Genomic DNA, 20,129 nt, shown 5'->3' on the forward strand with positions numbered 1-20,129 from the left:
CGACCTTGGTCATGCGCTCGCCCGAGGTCAGGGCAGCCAGCAGCAGCGGCGAGGCCTTGTCGAAGACCTTGGTGATCTTCACCGGCTTGTGCACGCGCTGGCCGGTCGGCTGACCGGACTGCGGGTCACGCGGGATGATCACTTCGTGTTCGAAGCCCTGGACCATCACCTGGTCTTCGTGGCCTTCCTGGTAGGTGTTGCCCACCGAGTCGGCGGTGAACGCGCCGGCAGTGATCAGACCTTGTTTTTCGCCGGTGACGGCCATGTAGGCGGGAGTTGCCATGTGTTGCTCTCCTTGCTGGGTAAGTGCCTGTTCTGACAGGAAATTGCCAGTTGGCTAGCAAGAGAGTCATCAAAAGTCGTGCCAGAAAATATTTTCCTATTATTTTCAACAACTTAAAGGCTTAGAATATCCATTTGGGTGCATTGCCAATAGAAAACCATCCAAAAGTTGCGCAACTTCTTGCGCAGTGGTGGCAAAAAGCTGCGCAGTTGGCTGTAGGCCTTGCTGTGTGTGCTCTACATCAATGTATTCACACACTTATCCACATTCGAGTGCGCAACTTCTTGCGCAGTTGACCAGAAAGTCAGATTCCCCGAACAACGCCAAAATGAGTGATCCCAGGCAGTTGGTCTGGGCATAAAAAAAAGCCCGCACCAAGGATGCGGGCTTCGTTCATCGGCGATGGCTTACGCCGCCTTGGCCTGCTGCTGGCTCAGCGAGCGGTTCAGCGCGCTGAACAGCGCCTTGAAGCTGGCGGTGGTGATGTTCTCGTCGATACCCACGCCGTGCACCGGACGCCCACCGGCCACGCGCAGCTCGATGTAGGCTGCCGCCTTGGCATTGGTGCCGGCACCGATGGCGTGTTCGTTGTAGTCCATGATCTCCACGTTGACCGGCAAGCCGGCGACCAGCGCCTCCAGGGCACCGTTGCCCTTGCCGTGCCAGTGCAGGGTGGTCTCGCCTTCACCGGAGACTTCCACCTGCACGTGGCTGCTGCCGTTCTCTTCCTGCAGGCGGTGGCTAACCAGTGCGTACGGCGCGTTGGCTTGCAGGTATTCCTTCTGCAGCAGCTTGTAGATCTGCTCGGCGGTCATTTCCAGGCCGAGACGGTCGGTCTCGCCCTGTACCACCTGGCTGAACTCGATCTGCATGCGGCGCGGCAGGCTGATGCCGTACTCCTGCTCGAGCAGGTAGGTGATGCCGCCCTTGCCCGACTGGCTGTTGACGCGGATCACCGCCTCGTAGCTGCGGCCGATGTCGGCCGGGTCGATCGGCAGGTACGGCACTTCCCACAGCTCGCCGTCCTGCTGCTTGGCGAAGCCCTTGCGGATGGCGTCCTGGTGCGAGCCGGAGAACGCGGTATGGACCAGGTCGCCGACATAGGGGTGACGTGGGTGCACCGGCAGCTGGTTGCACTCCTCGACCACCTTGCGCACGCCGTCGATATCGGAGAAGTCCAGCTGCGGGTCGATGCCCTGGGTGTAGAGGTTCAGCGCGAGGGTCACCAGGTCGACGTTGCCGGTGCGCTCGCCATTGCCGAACAGGCAGCCTTCGGCACGGTCGGCGCCAGCCATCAGGCCCAGCTCGGTGGCGGCGATGCCGGTGCCACGGTCATTGTGGGTATGCAGGCTGATGATCACGCTGTCACGACGGTTGACGTTGCGGCAGAACCACTCGATCTGGTCGGCGTAGACGTTCGGCGTGGCGACTTCGACGGTGGCCGGCAGGTTGAGGATGATCTTGTGCTCGGGGGTCGGGTTCCACACCTCGATCACCGCATCGCACACTTCCTTGGCGAACTCCAGTTCGGTGGCGCTGAAGGTTTCCGGCGAGTACTGGAACGTCCACTGGGTATCCGGCTGCTGGGCCGCGTACTTGACGAACAGCTTGGCGGCGTTGACCGCGATGTCCTTCACGCCCTGCTTGTCCTGGTTGAAGACGATGCGGCGGAACGACGGGCAGGTGGCATTGTACAAATGAACGATGGCCTTCTTGGCCCCGCGCAGCGACTCGAAGGTACGGGCGATGAGGTCTTCACGGGCCTGGGTGAGCACCTGGATGGTGGTGTCGTCCGGGATGTGGCCGTCTTCGATCAGGGTGCGCACGAAGTCGAAGTCGGTCTGCGAAGCGGACGGGAACGAGGCTTCGATTTCCTTCACGCCTACTTGCACCAGGGTCTTCCAGAAACGCAGCTTCTTCTCGGCATCCATCGGCTCGATCAGCGACTGGTTGCCATCGCGCAGGTCGGAGCTGCACCAGATCGGCGCCTGGGTGATGGCCTTCGACGGCCAGGTACGGTCGGGCAGGTCGATGGTCGGGAAGGCGCGGTACTTCTTCGAAGGGTCTTTGAGCATGGTCATGCAAGCATTCCTTTTATGTGCGGCCGTGATCGGGCCTGCCGAACGTGTACGAGATGAAAAGGCGAGGCGACGCGATTCACCCTGGTAGTCGGGCGCTGACCAGGCAGAGGCTGCGGTGTTGTTGGAGGAGGGTGCTGAAGATGTTCATAGGCTCAACCCTAACCAGTGGGTTGGGGGATGGCAAGTATTGCGGAAAAATTGAGATAAATGCTTAAAAAAACGGGTTTACTGAGTTTTTGTGGCCATTAATTTTGGCTTGTTGAGATTTTATTGCTTCATGTTTTTTCATTGCGCAAATCGCGGGGCCATCGTTGGCTGCGTGGGAGCGGGCTTGCCCCGCGATTGCGATTTCACGGCTGGAACGCGCCGATGAAGATCGCCGGATCCACCCGCGCATCGTTGAGGCTGACGTTCCAGTGCATGTGCGGCCCGGTGGCCCGGCCGGTCGAGCCGACGCGGCCAACCACCTCGCCACGGCGCAGCGCCTGGCCCGGCTTCACGTCGATCTTCGACATGTGGCAGAACATGCTGATGAAGCCTTGCCCATGGTCGACGAACACCGTGCGGCCATTGAAGAAGTAATCGCCCACCAGGATCACCTTGCCATTGGCCGGGGTCTTGATCGGGGTCCCGGCCGGCACGGCGAAGTCCAGGCCGGCATGGGGGTTGCGTTCCTCGCCATTGAAGAAGCGGCGCACGCCGAACTTGCTCGACAGCGGGCCGTTGACCGGCTTGTCCAGCACCAGGTTGCTTGGCAGCGTCGGGCTGAAACTGCGGTAGGCCTTGATCTGCTCGGCCAGTTCGCGGTCGATGCGCTTGAGGTCCTGGGGCTCGGGGTTGACCTGGCGCTTGTTCTTCAAGGTGATGTGCTGCTCGGGGTATTTCTTGCTGCCGACGTTGAAGGCAATGGTGCGCCCGCCCTGGGTCAGCATGGCGCTGCCAGGTTTTTGCGTCAGCGGGATGCCGACGATGGCCAGCCAGTTGTCCTGCTCCTTGACCACCAATACCGGCTTGCCGTCGAAGCGCGCCGCCGGGGCGCTGGCGGCCGGCCCCAGATCGACCACCGCGACGCCGCCGGGCACCGGTTTGTTGAGCGTGCGGGTGATGTAGCTGGCCTGGGCGACGGTGGCCGGCAGCAGCAGGGCGAGGGCAAGCAGGGGCGCGAACAGGCGGGGCATGTGTCAGTCCAGTAGCGAGAGGGTGACCGGGGTCTGGTGGTTGTCCTCGACCCGCACCTTGAGCTCGCCTTCGTTGAGGCGGGCGGTCAGGCGCTGGCCGTTTTGCGTCTGCGCGGCGCTGCGAATGGCCTGGCCGCGGTCATCGAGGAGAATGCTGTAGCCGCGGGCGAGGGTGGCCAGCGGGCTGACCACCTGCAGGGTCTGCAGCTGCGCCTGGAAGCGTTGGCGGCGGTCCTTGAGCACGTCGCGCATGGCCCGTGGCAGGCGCTCGGCAAGGCTGTCCAAGCGCTGCCTGAGCAGCTTCAGGTTGCGCCCCGGATGCTGCGCGGCCAGGCGCATGTCGAGGCGGCCAAGGCGTTGCTGGCGCTGGTTCATGTCGAGCATGAAGGCGCGGCGCAGGCGCATGTCCAGGTCGTCCAGGCGCTGGGCCTGCTGGCGCAGGCGCTCGCCGGGGTGGCGCAGGCGCCGGGCCAGGCCGTCCACGCGCAGGCGCTGGTGGGCCAGGCGGTTCTGCATGCGCAGCAGCAGGCGCCGTTGCAGGCTCTCCAGGCGCTGCTGCAGGCCGCTGCTGTCGGGGGCCAGCAGCTCGGCGGCGGCCGACGGCGTGGGCGCGCGCACGTCGGCGACGAAGTCGCTGATCGACACGTCGGTTTCATGGCCGACGGCGCTGACGATCGGCGTCACGCAGGCGGCCACGGCGCGGGCCACGGCTTCTTCGTTGAAGCACCAGAGGTCTTCCAGCGAGCCGCCACCACGGGCCAGGATCAGCGCGTCGAAGCCTTGGCGATCGGCCATCTGCAGGGCGCGGACGATCTGCGCGATGGCTTCGCGGCCTTGCACGGCGGTGGGAATCAGGTTCAGCTCGACCTGCGGCGCACGGCGGCCGAATACACTGATGATGTCGCGGATCACCGCGCCGGTGGGCGAGGTGATGATGCCGATGCGCTGTGGGTGCGCCGGCAGCGGTTGCTTGCGTTCACTGCTGAACAGGCCTTCGGCGCCGAGCTTTTCCTTCAGCGCCTCGAACGCCAGGCGCAGGGCGCCGTCGCCGGCCGGCTCGACAGTGTCGAGGATCAGCTGGTAGTCGCCGCGCCCCTCGAACAGCGAGACCTTGCCGCGCACCTTGACCGCCAGGCCGTCGCGCAGGGCCTGGCGCACCCGCGCGGCGTTCTGCCGGAACAACGCGCAGCGGATCTGGGCGCCGCTGTCCTTGAGGGTGAAGTACAGGTGGCCGGAGGCCGGGCGGGCGAGGTTGGAAATCTCGCCTTGCACCCAAACGCTGCGGAACACGTCCTCGAGCAGCACGCGGGCGCGGCCGTTGAGCTGGCTGACGGTGAGGACCTCGCGGTCCAGGCCGAGTCGTTCGAAAGGGTCTCTGATCATGGCGGGCATCATAAAGGACATCGGGCCTGGTTGTCTGTCCTGGCCCGGTCGTCGCGGCATGGCGCGGTCATTGTAGGAGCGGCCTTGTGTCGCGAAAGGGCTGCGACGCAGCCCCAGTTTTCAGCGTTGCCGCAGAGGTTGCCGGGGCTGCTTTGCAGCCCTTTCGCGACACAAGGCCGCTCCTACAGGGTGTTTGCGTCGAAACCTCAGTTTTTCATCGCCGCCACAAACTGCTGCACCAGCTCCCCGGCATCGCGGCGACACGCCAGCGCCACGGTGCTTTGGCAGGCCTCGGCCAACGGCACGAAGCGCACCGCCGGCGGGGCGATCTGGCACATGCTCGCCGGCAGCAACGCCACCCCGAACCCGGCCTGGATCAGCTGCAGCTGGGTGGTCTTGCGCGACACCACCTGCGCCGCCTGGGGGAAGAAGCCCGCGGCCATGCACAGCGACGCCGACAGGTAGCTCAGGCCACCGCGCTGGCGGTGCGGGATGGAGATGAAGCGCTCCTCGCGCAACTGGCCCAGTTGCACGCTGGCGGCACCCGCCAGTGGGTGTTGCGCCGCCACCGCCAACAGCAGGGGTTCATCGAACAAGGCGTGCAGCGCCACGCCCTCATGCTGGCGCAACACAGGCAGGCGCAGCAGGCCGATATCCAGGCGCCCTTCGGCGATGTCCTCCAGCTGTGCTTCGGACGATTGCTGGGCGATTTCCAGCGACACGCCAGGGTTGGCCGCCAGGTACCCGCCCAACTGGGTGAGCAGTCGCCCGGTCAGGGGCACGGTGCTGGAGTGGTTCAGGCGCAGGCTGCCGCGCAGGCCCTGGCCGACTTCCCGGGCCAGGCGCTCGGCCTTGTCCAGGTCGGCCAGCAGGCGTCGGGCGCGGTCAAGGAAAGCCAGCCCGGCGGCGGTCAGCCGGGGCTGGCGCGCGGTGCGCTCGAACAAGGGTGTTTCGAGCTGCAGTTCCAGCTCCTTGATCTGCCGGCTCAGGGCCGACTGGGCAATGTACAGCCGCTCGGCCGCTGCACTGAAGCTGCCGCTCTCGGCGATTTCGACGAAGTAACGCAACTGGCGGATCGAAGTCATGTCATGCCTTTTCAAGATGGCTTGTGGCGCAAAGGCATATTAGTCGGCATGGCTTGCGCCTGGCTAACCTTCAGCTGTCTTCCGAGGAATTGCCCGATGCTCGCTCAACTGTCGTTTTCCACGCTTGACTGGCTGCCCATCCTGTTGGCGGTCGGGGCGGCCTATATCGTCTTTGGCATTGCCGGCTTCGGCACCGCGCTGGTGGCCGGGCCCGTGCTGATCCATTTCATGCCGTTGTCGCGGATCGTCCCGTTGCTGGTGCTGCTGGACTTCGTCGCCGCCTTCGGCAACCTGCTGCCGTCGCGGCGCGAGGTGGTGCGCGGCGAACTGCTCAGGCTGCTGCCGTTCATGGCCGTGGGCTGCACGCTGGGCGTGGTGTTCCTGCTGCGCCTGAAGTCGGATGTGCTGCTGTTGCTGATGGGCTTGTTCGTCACCGCCTATGCGGTCTATGGCCTGGCGGTGAAGGTGCGCCCGGCGAGCCTGTCGGGTGCCTGGGCGGTGCCCATGGGCACGGTGGGCGGGTTGTTCGGCGCACTGTTCGGCAGTGGTGGTTTTTTATACGCGATCTACCTCAGCGCACGGCTGGAGGGCAAGGAACAGGTGCGGGCGACCCAGGTCGCGCTGATCAGTTGCAGCACGGTGGTGCGCCTGTCGCTGTTCCTGATCGCCGGGGTGTATGCCGACGTCAGTCTGCTGCTGCTGGCCGCCTGCCTGCTGCCGGTGATGTTCGCCGGTACCTGGCTGGGGCGACGGCTGACCCTCAGGCTGTCCCGCGAGGCCTTCGTGCGGCTGATCACCTGGCTGGTGCTGGCCAGTGGCCTGGCGCTGATCGGTCGCTACCTGAGTGCTTGAGCAGGCGGTAGAATTGCGCCATTACCGCCGTTCGTAGGCCCGCCTCAAGCATGAATACCCAGAGCATCATCGTCCCCAAGCAGTCCACCGTGCCGGTGCACGAAGCCCGCGCCCGCGCCATTTTGCGCTGGCTGGTGCGCGAGAAGATCGTCGAGGAGCAACTGAGCACCTGTGGCCGTACCGGCAACCGCATGGGCCATGCCCTGGCCGCAGGAGCGCGCAAGATCGCCCTGCACCCCGAGAAACTACCGCTTGGCGAACAGGTCAATGGCCTGGAAGTGATGCTCAAGCGCTGCATCTACACGCCCACCGAAGGCTTTCTCGAGGAAGCCGGTTGCCCGCAGTGCCGGCGCGAGGTCGGCGAGCCGCTGTTCGAGAGCCTGGAAGAGTGGATGCCTGGGGTGAGCGACAACTTCACCTGCCCGCTGTGCGGCTTCGAAGATGACATCAATGGCTTCCTGTACCTGCAGCCGTGTGCCTTTTCCAACCTGGGGTTCATCTTCAATAACTGGGGCGAGGCCGGGTTTACCCAGGCCTTTCTCGACAGCTTCGCCGACTGGCTGGATCAGCCGGTGGCGGTGGTGCAGGTGAAACTGGCGCAAGGCTGACCGAAGGCCCCTTTTTTGCATTGAGCGGCGCGCCATGCATGGGTATAATGGCGCGCTTCCATTTTTCCCTCCCGGGAGCCCCCGCGATGCTGCGTATCAGCCAAGAAGCCCTGACCTTCGACGATATCCTCCTTGTACCTGGCTACTCCGAGGTACTGCCCAATGAAGTCAGTCTCAAGACCCGTTTGACTCGTGGCATCGAGCTGAACATTCCCCTGGTTTCCGCCGCCATGGATACCGTGACCGAAGCGCGTCTGGCCATCGCCATGGCCCAGGAAGGCGGCATCGGCATCATCCACAAGAACATGACCATCGAGCAGCAGGCCGGCGAAGTACGCAAGGTCAAGAAGTTCGAGGCAGGCGTGGTCAAGGACCCGATCACCATCGAGGCCGACGCCACCGTGCGCGACCTGTTCGACCTGACCCGCCTGAACAACATCTCCGGTGTTCCTGTACTGGAGAACGGCGACCTGGTCGGCATCGTCACCTCCCGTGACGTGCGCTTCGAGACCCGCCTGGACGCCAAGGTTCGCGACGTGATGACCCCCAAAGAGCGTCTGGTCACCGTCCGCGAAGGCGCCGACAAGAACGAAGTCCGCGAGCTGCTGCACAAGCACCGCCTGGAAAAAGTCCTGATCGTCGACGACAAGTTCGCCCTCAAGGGCATGATGACCGTCAAGGACATCGAGAAGGCCAAGGCCTACCCGCTGGCCAGCAAGGACGACCAGGGTCGCCTGCGCGTCGGCGCCGCGGTCGGCACCGGCAAGGACACCGGCGAGCGCGTTGCCGCCCTAGTGGCCGCCGGCGTTGACGTGGTTGTCGTCGACACCGCCCACGGTCACTCCAAAGGCGTGATCGACCGCGTTCGCTGGGTCAAGGAAACCTACCCGCAAGTGCAGGTGATCGGCGGCAACATCGCCACCGGCGCCGCCGCCAAGGCCCTGGCCGAAGCGGGCGCCGACGCGGTCAAGGTCGGTATCGGCCCAGGCTCGATCTGCACCACCCGTATCGTTGCCGGCGTCGGCGTGCCGCAGATCAGCGCCATCGCCAACGTTGCCGCGGCGCTGGAAGGCACTGGCGTGCCGCTGATCGCCGACGGCGGTATCCGCTTCTCCGGTGACCTGTCCAAGGCCATCGTCGCCGGTGCTTCCTGCGTGATGATGGGTTCGATGTTCGCCGGTACCGAAGAAGCGCCGGGTGAAGTCGAGCTGTTCCAGGGGCGTTCCTACAAGGCTTACCGTGGCATGGGCTCGCTGGGCGCCATGGCGCAGGCGCAAGGCTCCTCCGACCGTTACTTCCAGGACTCCTCGGCCGGCGCCGAGAAGCTGGTCCCGGAAGGCATCGAAGGCCGCGTGCCGTACAAGGGTGCCCTGGCCGCGATCATCCACCAGCTGATGGGCGGCCTGCGTTCGTCCATGGGCTACACCGGCAGCGCGACCATCGAAGAGATGCGGACCAAGCCGGAGTTCGTGCGCATCACCGGCGCTGGCATGGCCGAGTCCCATGTGCATGATGTACAGATCACCAAAGAAGCCCCTAACTACCGCGTAGGCTGAGGCTTCCAGCAATTACCGAACGGGGCTGTCATACACAGCCCCGCGTCGTTTCCGATTTCCACTGACGAGATTGAGTCATGGCCCTCGACATTCACGCTCACCGCATCCTGATCCTCGATTTCGGTTCCCAATACACCCAGCTGATCGCCCGCCGCGTGCGCGAGATCGGCGTGTACTGCGAACTGCACCCGTTCGACATGGACGATGAAGCGATCCGCGAATTCAACCCGCGCGGCATCATCCTGGCCGGCGGCCCCGAGTCGGTCCACGAAGCCAACAGCCCGCGCGCGCCGCAGGCGGTGTTCGACCTGAAGGTGCCTGTGCTGGGCATCTGCTACGGCATGCAGACCATGGCCGAGCAGATGGGCGGCAAGGTCGAAGGTTCCGACCTGCGCGAGTTCGGTTACGCCCGTGTCGACGTGGTCGGCAAGAGCCGCCTGCTCGACGGCATCGAAGACCATGTCGACGACGACGGCGTGCTGGGCCTGGACGTGTGGATGAGCCACGGCGACAAGGTCACCCAGATGCCGGGCAACTTCCATGTGCTGGCCAGCACCCCGAGCTGCCCGATCGCCGGCATGTTCGACGACGCCCTGGGCTACTACGGCGTGCAGTTCCACCCGGAAGTGACCCACACCAAGCAGGGCGGTCGCATCCTGTCGCGCTTCGTCCAGGACATCTGCGGCTGTGAAGCCTTGTGGACGGCTTCGAACATCGTCGAGGACGCCATCGCCCAGGTGCGTGCCCAGGTGGGTTCGGCCAACGTCCTGCTGGGCCTGTCCGGCGGTGTCGACAGCTCGGTGGTCGCCGCGCTGCTGCACCGCGCCATCGGCGACCAGCTGACCTGCGTGTTCGTCGACAACGGCCTGCTGCGCCTGCACGAAGGCGACCAGGTGATGGCCATGTTCAAGGAGAACATGGGCGTCAAGGTGATCCGCGCCGATGCCGAGAAGCAGTTCCTCGACAACCTGGCCGGCGAAGCCGACCCAGAGAAGAAGCGCAAGATCATCGGCCGCACCTTCATCGACGTATTCGATGCCGAAGCCAGCAAGCTGGAGAACATCCAGTTCCTCGCCCAGGGCACCATCTACCCCGATGTGATCGAGTCGGCCGGCGCCAAGAGCGGCAAGGCCCACGTGATCAAGTCGCACCACAACGTCGGTGGCCTGCCGGAGGAAATGAACCTCAAGCTGGTCGAGCCGCTGCGCGAACTGTTCAAGGACGAAGTGCGCAAGATCGGCCTGGAGCTGGGCCTGCCCTACGACATGGTCTACCGCCACCCGTTCCCGGGCCCAGGCCTGGGCGTGCGCATCCTCGGTGAAGTGAAGAAGGAATACGCCGACATCCTGCGTCGCGCCGACCATATCTTCATCGAAGAACTGCGCAAGGCCGACTGGTACCACAAGACCAGCCAGGCATTCGTGGTGTTCCAGCCGGTCAAGTCGGTCGGTGTCGTCGGCGACGGTCGTCGCTACGCCTGGGTCGTGGCCCTGCGTGCCGTCGAGACCGTGGACTTCATGACCGCGCGTTGGGCGCACCTGCCGTACGAGCTGCTGGAAACCGTCAGCGGCCGTATCATCAACGAAATCGACGGTATCTCCCGCGTCACCTACGACGTGTCGAGCAAGCCGCCGGCCACCATCGAGTGGGAATGATCGAGCGCCTGACCCCGGTCGCTGCTCGCTAAACGCAAAAGCCCGCCATCAGGCGGGCTTTTGCGTTTTCATGGGCTTTACCGGGGAAGTGCTCATCATTCAGTCCCTTGTCACTGTGGGTGGGGTTGGGGAGAATACGTGCAGCGCGTATGAATAGGTCATATACGTACGCTTTGAATGTACGCAATCATGCGATCCGTAGGTAAAGGAGAGGCTGGATGGTCCGACGCACCCGCGCCGAGATGGAAGAAACCCGTGCCACGCTGCTGTCCACGGCGCGCCAGGTATTCAGCGAGCACGGCTATGTTGGCACTTCGATGGACGACCTGACCGCCCGCGCGGGGTTGACCCGTGGCGCGCTGTACCACCACTTTGGCGACAAGCAAGGCTTGCTCGAGGCGGTGGTGGCGCAGATCGACGACGAGGTGGACCAGCGCCTGAACAGCATCACCGACAGCGCCGACGATGCCTGGGACGGTTTTCGCCGGCGTTGCCGCGCCTATCTGGAGATGGCGTTGGAGCGGGATATCCAGCGCATCGTGCTGCGCGATGCCCGCGCGGTGCTGGGAGGGGCCTCGCAAGCGTCGCACCAGCACTGCCTGGCGACCATGCAGCGGGTGGTGCAGCGTTTGGTCGAGGAGGGCGTGATGGTGCAGGCCGAGCCACGGGCGCTGGCGGCGCTGATCTATGGCAGCCTGGCCGAGGCCGCGGTGTGGATTGCGCAAGGGGATGATGGCGATGCGCGCCTGGTGCAGAGCCTCGAGGCGCTGGACTTGCTGTTGCACGGCTTGCTGGCCGGTAAATGATCAGGCGGTCTCGACCGCGCAGGCGCCAGCCTTGCTGGCCAGGCAGGCAACGTGCCGTCGGCGCCGATACGATTGTTCACAGACCCCTCGAGCCTTTTTGCCCACACTGCAGGCAAACCCGCCTGGAGCACAGATGACGATGACTGAATGCAACCTGCCCAAAGGCTGGCGCGACGCCCATGGCATCCTGGCGCTTGAGGCGCAAACCCTCGGCAAGTCGGGCGCCACCGTGCTGCGTGGCCGCCGCCGGGCTGGCGCTGATCTGTTCGTCAAGGCCGAGCCGGTCACCGCGCTGGCCGAACTGCCCGGTGAAATCAGCCGCCTGCGCTGGATGGCGCAGCAGGGCCAGCCTGTGCCGCACATCCTCGATGTCGCTACCGAGCGTGGCTGGCACTGGCTGCTGATGAGCGCCGTGCCGGGCCGCTGCCTGGAGGCGACGGCCACGCAGGCACCACGGGCCACGGTGCTGCTGCTGGCCGAAGCGCTGCGCCAGCTGCACCGCTTGCCAGTCGAGCAGTGCCCGTTCGACCACGCGCTGGCGGCGCGGGTACGCCTGGCGCAGGCGCGGATGCTGGAGGGCCTGGTCGACGAGGACGACTTCGATCCGCTGCGCCTGGGGCGCAGCGCCGCCGATGTGTTCGCCGAAATGCTCGCCGCGCGGCCAAGAGAAGAAGACCGGGTGGTGACCCATGGCGATGCCTGCCTGGCGAACCTGATGGCCGCCGATGGGCGCTTCACCGGCTTCATCGATTGCGGCCGCCTGGGCGTCGCCGACCGCTGGCAGGACCTGGCGCTGGCCACCCGGGATATCGCCGCCGACCTGGGCGAGCAATGGGTGCAACCCTTCCTGGCGGCCTACGGTCTGCCGGACGATCCCGGCAAGAACCGCTTCTATCGGCTGCTGGACGAGTTCTTCTGAACACTGCCTGCGACAAGACTTCACTTAATCTTTCGCAAATGCAGGTGTATCGTATTCGCCCTTCATTGCCAGGCCTGCTGGCAGACTGATTGCGCAGAATGAGGTACCCGCACCGATGTCCTTTACCCGTCGACAAATGCTCAAGGGCCTGACTGGCCTGGTGGTGGTAGGCCTGGGCGCCGGCGGCGCGGCGCGCTACTGGCTGGGCAAGGTCGAGGATGACAACGCCGGGCACGACTACCAACTGATCGCCGCGCCCCTGGATGTCGAGCTGGTGCCGGGCTTCAAGACCGAGGCCTGGGCTTTCGGCCCGTCGGCGCCGGGCACCGAGTTGCGGGTGCGCCAGGGCACCTGGCTGCGGGTACGCTTCATCAATCAGTTGCCGGTGGAAACCACCATTCACTGGCATGGCATCCGCCTGCCGCTGGAAATGGACGGCGTGCCCTATGTTTCGCAACTGCCGGTCAAGCCCGGCGAGTTCTTCGACTACAAGTTCCGGGTGCCGGACGCCGGCAGTTACTGGTACCACCCGCACGTCAGCAGCTCCGAGGAACTGGGGCGCGGCCTGGTCGGCCCGCTGATCGTCGAGGAGCGCGAGCCCACCGGCTTCGCCCATGAGCGCACCCTCAGCCTGAAAACCTGGCATGTCGACGAGCAGGGCGCCTGGATGCCCTTCAGCGTGCCGCGCGAAGCCGCGCGCAACGGCACCGCCGGGCGCCTGATCACCATCAACGGCCAGGCCGAGGCGGTGACCGAGCTGCCGGCCGGCCAGGTGGTGCGGGTGCGTCTGCTCAACCTGGACAACACCTGGACCTACCGCCTCAACCTCAAGGGCAACTGCGAGGCGATGATCTACGCCCTCGACGGCAACCCGATCACCCCACGCCCGTTGGACGAGGACTACTGGCTCGGCCCGGGCATGCGCATTTGCCTGGCGATCCGCATTCCCGAGGTCGGCGCACAAATTTCCCTGCGCGATGGCTTCGTGCGCCTGGGCACCCTGCGCTCGGTGGCCAGCAGCGAGGCGCCGGGCGACTGGCCCAAGGCATTGCCGGCCAACCCCATCGCCGAGCCGGACCTGGAGAATGCCGAGAAGCTCAACTTCAATTTCGAATGGGCCGGCAAGGTCTCGGTGAACACCGACAACGGCAAGCCGCCGAGCCTGTGGCAGATCAACGGCCAGGCCTGGGACATCACCGACAAGACCTGCGCCGAGCGGCCCATCGCCACGCTGCGCAAGGGCAAGAGCTACATCTTCGAGCTGAAGAACATGACCCAGTACCAGCACCCGATTCACTTGCATGGCATGAGTTTCAAGGTGATCGCCTCCAATCGCCGCAAGATCACCGAGCCCTGGTTCACCGATACCTACCTGCTAGGCAAGAACGAACGCGCCCAGGTGGCGCTGGTGGCGGATAACCCGGGCACCTGGATGTTCCACTGCCATGTCATCGACCACATGGAAACCGGCCTGATGGCCGCGATCGCGGTGGTCTGATGCGCGCGCAGATCATCGATCGCAGCCGCGACCAGGAATTCATGCGCCTGGCCCTGGCGCTGGCGGCCCAGGGCGCGGCCATGGGCGAGGTGCCGGTGGGCGCGGTGCTGGTGCAGCACGGCCAGGTGCTAGGCCAGGGTTTCAACCGGCCGATCGTCGACAGCGACCCCAGCGCCCATGCCGAGATGGTGGCGATTCGCGCGGCGGCCGAGGCCGCCAGCAACTACCGGCTGCCGGGCAGCACCCTGTACGTGACCCTGGAGCCGTGCAGCATGTGCGCCGGGCTGATCGTTCACGCGCGGGTGGCGCGCGTGGTGTACGGGGCGCTGGAGCCCAAGGCAGGGATAGTGCAGAGCCAGGGGCAGTTTTTCAGCCAGGGCTTTCTCAACCACCGGGTGATGGTCGAGGGCGGGGTGCTGGCCGAGGAGTGCGGGGCGATTCTCAGCGCGTTCTTCAAGGCGCGCCGGGCGAAAGCCTAGCTGACGCGATCCGGCAATGGGCGGTGGCGTGTTACATCGGCGCCGCCTGCTGCGCAGGCTTGTCCTTGTTCACCGCCGGCACGTGCAGGCTGCCTGCGGCCACCTGGCCTTCGAGCTGTGGCTGCGTGACCCAGGTGAGGATGTCGTAGTAGCGGCGGATGTTGGCCACGAAATGCACCGGCTCGCCGCCGCGGGCATAGCCGTACTTGGTCTTGCTGTACCACTGCTTCTGCGACAGGCGTGGCAGCATCTTCTTCACGTCCAGCCACTTGTTCGGGTTGAGCTTCTCGCGTCGGGCCAGGGTGCGGGCGTCCTCGAGGTGGCCGCTGCCGACGTTGTAGGCGGCCAGGGCGAACCAGGTGCGGTCCGGTTCCTTGATGCTGTCGTCGAGCTGCTCCTTGACCAGCATGAAGTACTTGGCGCCGCCCTGGATGCTTTGCCGGGGGTCCAGGCGGTTGGACACGCCCATGGCCTGGGCGGTGCGCTGGGTAAGCATCATCAAGCCGCGCACGCCGGTCTTGGAGGTCACCTCCGGCTGCCACATCGACTCCTGGTAGCCGATGGCGGCCAGCAGGCGCCAGTCCACCTGTTCGACCTTGGAACTCGCCTTGAAGTGCTTTTCGTACTTGGGCAGGCGTTGCTGCAGGTGCTGGGCGAAGGTGTAGGCGCCGACATAGCCGAGCACATCGACATGGCCGTAGTAGCGGTCCTTCAGGCGTTGCAGGGTGCCGTTCTTCTGCGACTTGTCGAGGAACTCGTTGACTTCGTTGAGCAGGCTGTTGTCTTCACCGGCCGCCACCGCCCAGCGTTGGTCGCGGGTGTCGCCCAGGTCGAAGGCCACGCGCACGTTGGGAAAGTACACCTGGTTCATGGCCAGCTCGTTGGAGTCGACCAGGGTCAGGTCGATCTGGCCCTCGTCGACCATGCGCAGCAGGTCGACCACCTCGACGGCGTCGGATTCTTCGTAGTCCAGCCCGGGGTACTGTTTTTTCAGCCCGGCCAGCTGGTCGGCGTGGCTGCTGCCCTTGAGCACCATGATCTTCTTGCCCACCAGGCCCTTGGCGTCGGTGGGACGCGAGCGACCGTTGCGGTAGATGACCTGCGGCGTCACCTCGAGGTAGGGGTGGGAAAACTTCGCCTGGCTGGCGCGGCGCTCGCTGCTGACCAGGCCGGCGGCGGCCAGCACGGGGCCGGAGGGCTTGCCCAGCTGGTCGAACAGCTCGTCGAGGTTGTCGGCGGTCTCGATCTCGAGCTTTACCCCCAGGTCATCGGCGAAGCGCTTGACCAGCTCGTACTCGAAGCCGGTTTCGCCGTTGCGGTCCTGGAAGTAGGTGGCCGGGCTGTTGCGGGTAATCACGCGCAATACGCCATCCTCCTTGACGCGTTCGAGGGTGCTGGGTTTTTCAACACAGGCACCGAGCATCAGGAAGAGTCCGGTTGCGAAGAGCCATTTGGCGCAACGCTGGCGCAAAGCAGTGTGGGCGAACATAGGGTGCAGTATACGCAAAGCACCGCCAGTGCCATATCTCGACAATGGTTGGCAGGTCTGCTAGCGCGTTCTGTGCACAAGCGGCTCGATTCCTTTGTAGGAGCGGCCTTGTGTCGCGATGGGCCGCGCAGCGGCCCCAAGGGTTTTCCCGCTCAGCTGTGACTTTGGGGCTGCTGCGCAGCCCATCGCGACACAAGGCCGCTCCTACATGGACCGGGTGAAAGCGGGTGGTTTTTTTGACCCCTGGGTCCGGTTCCACCGCCCGGCAGCATTGGCTTAGAGCGGGTGCCGAAAGCGTGCGAATTAGGCTAGAATGCACGGCCTCTAAGCACACCCCTTCCTGAGGCTGTCCCGACGATGTTGATCCTGCGCGGCGCTCCTGCCCTTTCTGCCTTTCGCCACGGTAAATTACTCGAGCAACTGAGCCAGAAAGTCCCCGCTGTTACTGGTTTGTATGCCGAATTCGCCCATTTCGCCGACGTCGACGGCGAGCTGACCGCCGACCAGCAGCAGGTGCTGGGCCGTCTGCTCAAGTACGGCCCGAGCGTGCCGGTCCAGGAGCCAGCCGGCCACCTGTTCCTGGTGGTGCCGCGTCTGGGCACCATCTCGCCCTGGGCGTCCAAGGCCAGCGACATCGCCCACAACTGCGGCCTGCAGTCGATCCAGCGCCTGGAGCGCGGCATCGCCTACTACGTCGCCGGTAGCCTCAGCGACGCCGACGCCCAGCGCGTCGCCGCCGAACTGCACGACCGCATGACCCAGCGCGTGCTGGCGCGCCTGGAAGACGCCGCCGACCTGTTCAGCCACGCCCAGCCACGGCCGATGACCTCGGTCGACGTGCTCGGCGGTGGCCGCGCCGCCCTGGCCCAGGCCAACATCGACCTGGGCCTAGCCCTGGCCGAGGACGAAATCGACTACCTGGTCGCCGCTTTCCAGGGGCTCAAGCGCAACCCGAACGACATCGAATTGATGATGTTCGCCCAGGCCAACTCCGAGCACTGCCGCCACAAGATCTTCAACGCCAGCTGGGACATCGACGGCCAGGCGCAAGAGAAGAGCCTGTTCGGCATGATCAAGAACACCTACCAGATGCACAACGAAGGCGTGCTGTCGGCCTACAAGGACAACGCCTCGGTGATCGTCGGTTCGGTGGCCGGGCGCTTCTTCCCGAACCCTGAGACCCGCCAGTACGGTGCGGTGCAGGAGCCGGTGCACATCCTGATGAAGGTCGAGACGCACAACCACCCGACCGCCATCGCCCCGTTCTCCGGTGCCTCCACCGGCTCCGGCGGCGAGATCCGCGACGAAGGCGCCACCGGCCGCGGTGCCAAGCCCAAGGCCGGCCTGACCGGTTTCACCGTCTCCAACCTGCGCATCCCAGGTTTCGAGCAGCCTTGGGAAAAGCCGTACGGCAAGCCCGAGCGCATCGTCGACGCCCTCGACATCATGATCGAAGGCCCACTGGGCGGCGCGGCGTTCAACAACGAATTCGGCCGTCCGGCGCTGACCGGCTACTTCCGTACCTTCGAGCAGGGCATCAACACCCCGCACGGTGAGGAAGTCCGTGGCTACCACAAGCCGATCATGCTGGCCGGTGGCATGGGCAACATCCGTGAAGACCACGTGCAGAAGGGCGAGATCACCGTCGGCGCCAAGCTGATCGTGCTCGGCGGCCCGGCCATGCTGATCGGCCTGGGCGGCGGCGCCGCCTCGTCGGTAGCCACCGGCGCCAGCTCCGCTGACCTCGACTTCGCCTCGGTACAGCGCGAAAACCCCGAGATGGAGCGTCGTTGCCAGGAGGTCATCGACCGCTGCTGGCAGCTGGGCGACAAGAACCCGATCGCCTTCATCCACGACGTCGGCGCCGGCGGCATCTCCAACGCCTTCCCCGAGCTGGTCAACGACGGTGGCCGTGGTGGCCGCTTCGAGCTGCGCAACGTGCCCAACGACGAGCCGGGCATGGCCCCGCACGAGATCTGGTCCAACGAATCCCAGGAGCGCTACGTGCTGGCGGTCAGCGCCGAGGACTTCGAGCGCTTCCAGGCCATCTGCGAGCGCGAGCGTTGCCCGTTCGCGGTGGTCGGCGAGGCCACCGAAGAGAAGCACCTGACCGTCACCGACAGCCACTTCGACAACACCCCGGTGGACATGCCGCTGGACGTGCTGCTGGGCAAGCCGCCGCGCATGCACCGTTCGGTCACTCGCGAAGCGGAGCTGGGCGATGAGTTCGACCCGAGCACCCTGGACCTGACCGACTCGGTCGAGCGCGTCCTGCGTCACCCGGCCGTGGCCAGCAAGAGCTTCCTGATCACCATCGGCGACCGCACCATCACCGGCCTGGTGGCCCGCGACCAGATGGTCGGCCCGTGGCAGGTACCGGTGGCCGACTGCGCCGTCACCGCCACCAGCTTCGACGTCTACACCGGCGAAGCCATGGCCATGGGTGAGCGTACCCCGCTGGCCCTGCTCGACGCTCCGGCCTCTGGCCGCATGGCGATCGGCGAGACCCTGACCAACCTGGCCGCCTCGCGCATCGAGAAGCTGTCCGACATCAAGCTGTCGGCCAACTGGATGTCCGCCGCCGGCCACCCGGGCGAAGACGCCCGCCTGTACGACACCGTCAAGGCCGTCGGCATGGAGCTGTGCCCGGAGCTGGGCATCACCATTCCGGTGGGTAAAGACTCGATGTCGATGAAGACCCAGTGGAGCGAAGCCGGCGAGCAGAAGAGCGTCACCTCGCCGATGTCGCTGATCATCACCGGCTTCGCCCCGGTCACCGACATCCGCAAGACCTTGACCCCGCAGCTGCGCATGGACAAGGGCGAGACCGACCTGATCCTGATCGACCTGGGTCGCGGCAAGAACCGCATGGGCGCCTCGATCCTGGCGCAGACCCACGGCAAGCTGGCCGCCCAGGCGCCGGACGTCGATGACGCCGAGGACCTCAAGGCATTCTTCGCGGTGATCCAGGGCCTGAACGAAGACGGCCACCTGCTGGCCTACCACGACCGTTCCGACGGTGGCCTGCTGACCACCGTGCTGGAAATGGCCTTCGCCGGCCACTGCGGCCTGGAGCTGGAACTGGGTAACCTGACCAGCAAGCGCGAGAAAGTCGCGGCCATCCTCTTCAACGAAGAGCTGGGCGCGGTGATCCAGGTCCGTCAGGACGCCACGCCGGATGTGCTGGCGCAGTTCAGCGCCGCAGGCCTGGGTGAGGATTGCGTCGCGGTGATCGGCCAGCCGATCAACAACGCTGAAGTGCTGATCAAGTTCGAAGGCGAAGAGCTGTTCAAGGGCGACCGCCGCCTGCTGCAGCGCCAATGGGCCGAGACCAGCTACCAGGTCCAGCGTCTGCGCGACAACGCCGACTGCGCCGACCAGGAATTCGACGCGCTGCTCGAGGAAGACAACCCCGGCCTGTCGGTCAAGCTCGGCTATGACGTCAACGACGACATCGCCGCGCCATACATCAAGAAAGGCGTGCGCCCGCAAGTGGCGATCCTGCGCGAGCAGGGCGTCAACGGCCAGGTCGAAATGGCCGCAGCCTTTGACCGTGCCGGCTTTGCCGCCGTCGATGTGCACATGAGCGACATCCTTTCTGGCCGCGTCGATTTCGAGGCCTTCAAGGGCCTGGTGGCTTGTGGCGGCTTCTCCTACGGTGACGTGCTCGGCGCCGGTGAAGGCTGGGCCAAGTCGGCGCTGTTCAACGTCCGTGCCCGCGATGCCTTCCAGGCCTTCTTCGAGCGTACCGACAGTTTTGCCCTGGGCGTGTGCAACGGTTGCCAGATGATGTCCAACCTGCACGAGCTGATCCCGGGCACCGAGTACTGGCCGCACTTCGTGCGCAACCGCTCGGAGCAGTTCGAGGCGCGGGTGGCCATGGTCGAGGTGCAGAAGTCCAACTCGATCTTCCTGCAGGGCATGGCCGGTTCGCGCATGCCGATCGCCATCGCCCACGGCGAAGGCCATGCCGAGTTCGCCAGCGAAGAAGCGCTGCTCGAGGCTGACCTGTCCGGTTGCGTGGCCCTGCGCTACGTCGACAACCACGGCAAGGTCACCGAAGCCTACCCGGCCAACCCCAACGGCTCGCCGCGTGGCATCACTGGCCTGACCAGCCGCGACGGTCGCGTGACCATCATGATGCCGCACCCTGAGCGCATGTTCCGCGCGGTGCAGAACTCCTGGCGCCCCGACGAGTGGCAGGAAGACGCAGCGCTGATGCGCATGTTCCGCAACGCGCGGGTGTGGGTGAACTAA

The 20,129-nt window shown here is 65.3% G+C and carries 15 protein-coding genes; 9 read left to right on the forward strand and 6 right to left on the reverse strand.

From position 1 onward, the window contains the following. The 5 genes from tssD to NJG22_RS19640 all read right to left on the reverse strand — a co-directional run. A partial coding sequence (gene tssD / locus NJG22_RS19620) for a type VI secretion system tube protein TssD (protein ID WP_253096862.1) occupies window positions 1-283 on the reverse strand: 283 nt, incomplete at its 3' end. A 407-nt stretch (window positions 284-690) separates the two neighbouring features. After that, the gene (leuA, locus tag NJG22_RS19625) at window positions 691-2,364 is read right to left on the reverse strand and encodes a 2-isopropylmalate synthase (protein WP_253096865.1); all 1,674 of its coding nucleotides are present in this window, start codon (window positions 2,362-2,364) and stop codon (window positions 691-693) included. A 350-nt stretch (window positions 2,365-2,714) separates the two neighbouring features. Further along, a complete protein-coding gene (locus tag NJG22_RS19630) occupies window positions 2,715-3,542 on the reverse strand; it encodes a M23 family metallopeptidase (RefSeq protein ID WP_253096867.1) in 828 nt (275 codons plus the stop codon). Between the two features lie 3 nt (window positions 3,543-3,545). Next, window positions 3,546-4,925, reverse strand: a complete 1,380-nt coding sequence (xseA, locus tag NJG22_RS19635) for an exodeoxyribonuclease VII large subunit (RefSeq protein WP_253096870.1) — start codon at window positions 4,923-4,925, stop codon at window positions 3,546-3,548. 206 nt (window positions 4,926-5,131) lie between these two features. Next, complete coding sequence (locus NJG22_RS19640) at window positions 5,132-6,010, reverse strand: LysR substrate-binding domain-containing protein (RefSeq protein ID WP_253096871.1); 879 nt, start codon at window positions 6,008-6,010, stop codon at window positions 5,132-5,134. 96 nt (window positions 6,011-6,106) lie between these two features. Between NJG22_RS19640 and NJG22_RS19645 the strand changes: the two genes are divergently transcribed. The 8 genes from NJG22_RS19645 (at window position 6,107) to tadA (ending at window position 14,383) form a co-directional block, all read left to right on the forward strand. Further along, on the forward strand, window positions 6,107-6,862 hold the full coding sequence (locus NJG22_RS19645) for a sulfite exporter TauE/SafE family protein (protein ID WP_253096873.1): 756 nt from the start codon (window positions 6,107-6,109) through the stop codon (window positions 6,860-6,862). 50 nt (window positions 6,863-6,912) lie between these two features. Next, window positions 6,913-7,470, forward strand: coding sequence for a sugar ABC transporter ATPase (locus NJG22_RS19650; protein WP_253096875.1), 558 nt, complete (start codon window positions 6,913-6,915; stop codon window positions 7,468-7,470). Between the two features lie 86 nt (window positions 7,471-7,556). Next, entirely contained in the window at window positions 7,557-9,026 is a 1,470-nt protein-coding gene (guaB, locus tag NJG22_RS19655; protein ID WP_134691671.1) for an IMP dehydrogenase, read from the forward strand. 77 nt (window positions 9,027-9,103) lie between these two features. Beyond that, window positions 9,104-10,681, forward strand: coding sequence for a glutamine-hydrolyzing GMP synthase (gene guaA / locus NJG22_RS19660; protein ID WP_134691670.1), 1,578 nt, complete (start codon window positions 9,104-9,106; stop codon window positions 10,679-10,681). 218 nt (window positions 10,682-10,899) lie between these two features. Beyond that, complete coding sequence (locus NJG22_RS19665; protein WP_253096877.1) at window positions 10,900-11,487, forward strand: TetR/AcrR family transcriptional regulator; 588 nt, start codon at window positions 10,900-10,902, stop codon at window positions 11,485-11,487. Window positions 11,488-11,620: 133 nt separating this feature from the next. Beyond that, window positions 11,621-12,406 carry an APH(3') family aminoglycoside O-phosphotransferase gene (locus tag NJG22_RS19670; protein WP_366518814.1) on the forward strand — a complete coding sequence of 262 codons (786 nt, stop codon included), beginning with the start codon at window positions 11,621-11,623 and terminating at the stop codon, window positions 12,404-12,406. A gap of 115 nt (window positions 12,407-12,521) precedes the next feature. Further along, window positions 12,522-13,904, forward strand: coding sequence for a multicopper oxidase family protein (locus NJG22_RS19675; protein ID WP_253096879.1), 1,383 nt, complete (start codon window positions 12,522-12,524; stop codon window positions 13,902-13,904). Beyond that, window positions 13,904-14,383: a tRNA adenosine(34) deaminase TadA gene (tadA, locus tag NJG22_RS19680; RefSeq protein WP_253096881.1), complete on the forward strand. Its 480-nt coding sequence runs from the start codon at window positions 13,904-13,906 to the stop codon at window positions 14,381-14,383. The genes NJG22_RS19675 and tadA overlap by 1 nt, the downstream gene beginning before the upstream one ends. A 31-nt stretch (window positions 14,384-14,414) precedes the next feature. On the opposite strand, the gene mltF is transcribed toward tadA, so the two are convergent. Beyond that, the gene (mltF, locus tag NJG22_RS19685) at window positions 14,415-15,872 is read right to left on the reverse strand and encodes a membrane-bound lytic murein transglycosylase MltF (RefSeq protein WP_253096883.1); all 1,458 of its coding nucleotides are present in this window, start codon (window positions 15,870-15,872) and stop codon (window positions 14,415-14,417) included. A 357-nt stretch (window positions 15,873-16,229) separates the two neighbouring features. On the opposite strand from mltF, the gene purL reads away from it, so the two are divergent. Further along, window positions 16,230-20,129 (forward strand): phosphoribosylformylglycinamidine synthase, encoded by a 3,900-nt coding sequence (purL, locus tag NJG22_RS19690; RefSeq protein WP_253096884.1) that lies wholly within the window; start codon window positions 16,230-16,232, stop codon window positions 20,127-20,129.

The sequence above is a fragment of the Pseudomonas sp. VA159-2 genome, from assembly GCF_024126635.1.
GTDB lineage: Bacteria > Pseudomonadota > Gammaproteobacteria > Pseudomonadales > Pseudomonadaceae > Aquipseudomonas > Aquipseudomonas muyukensis.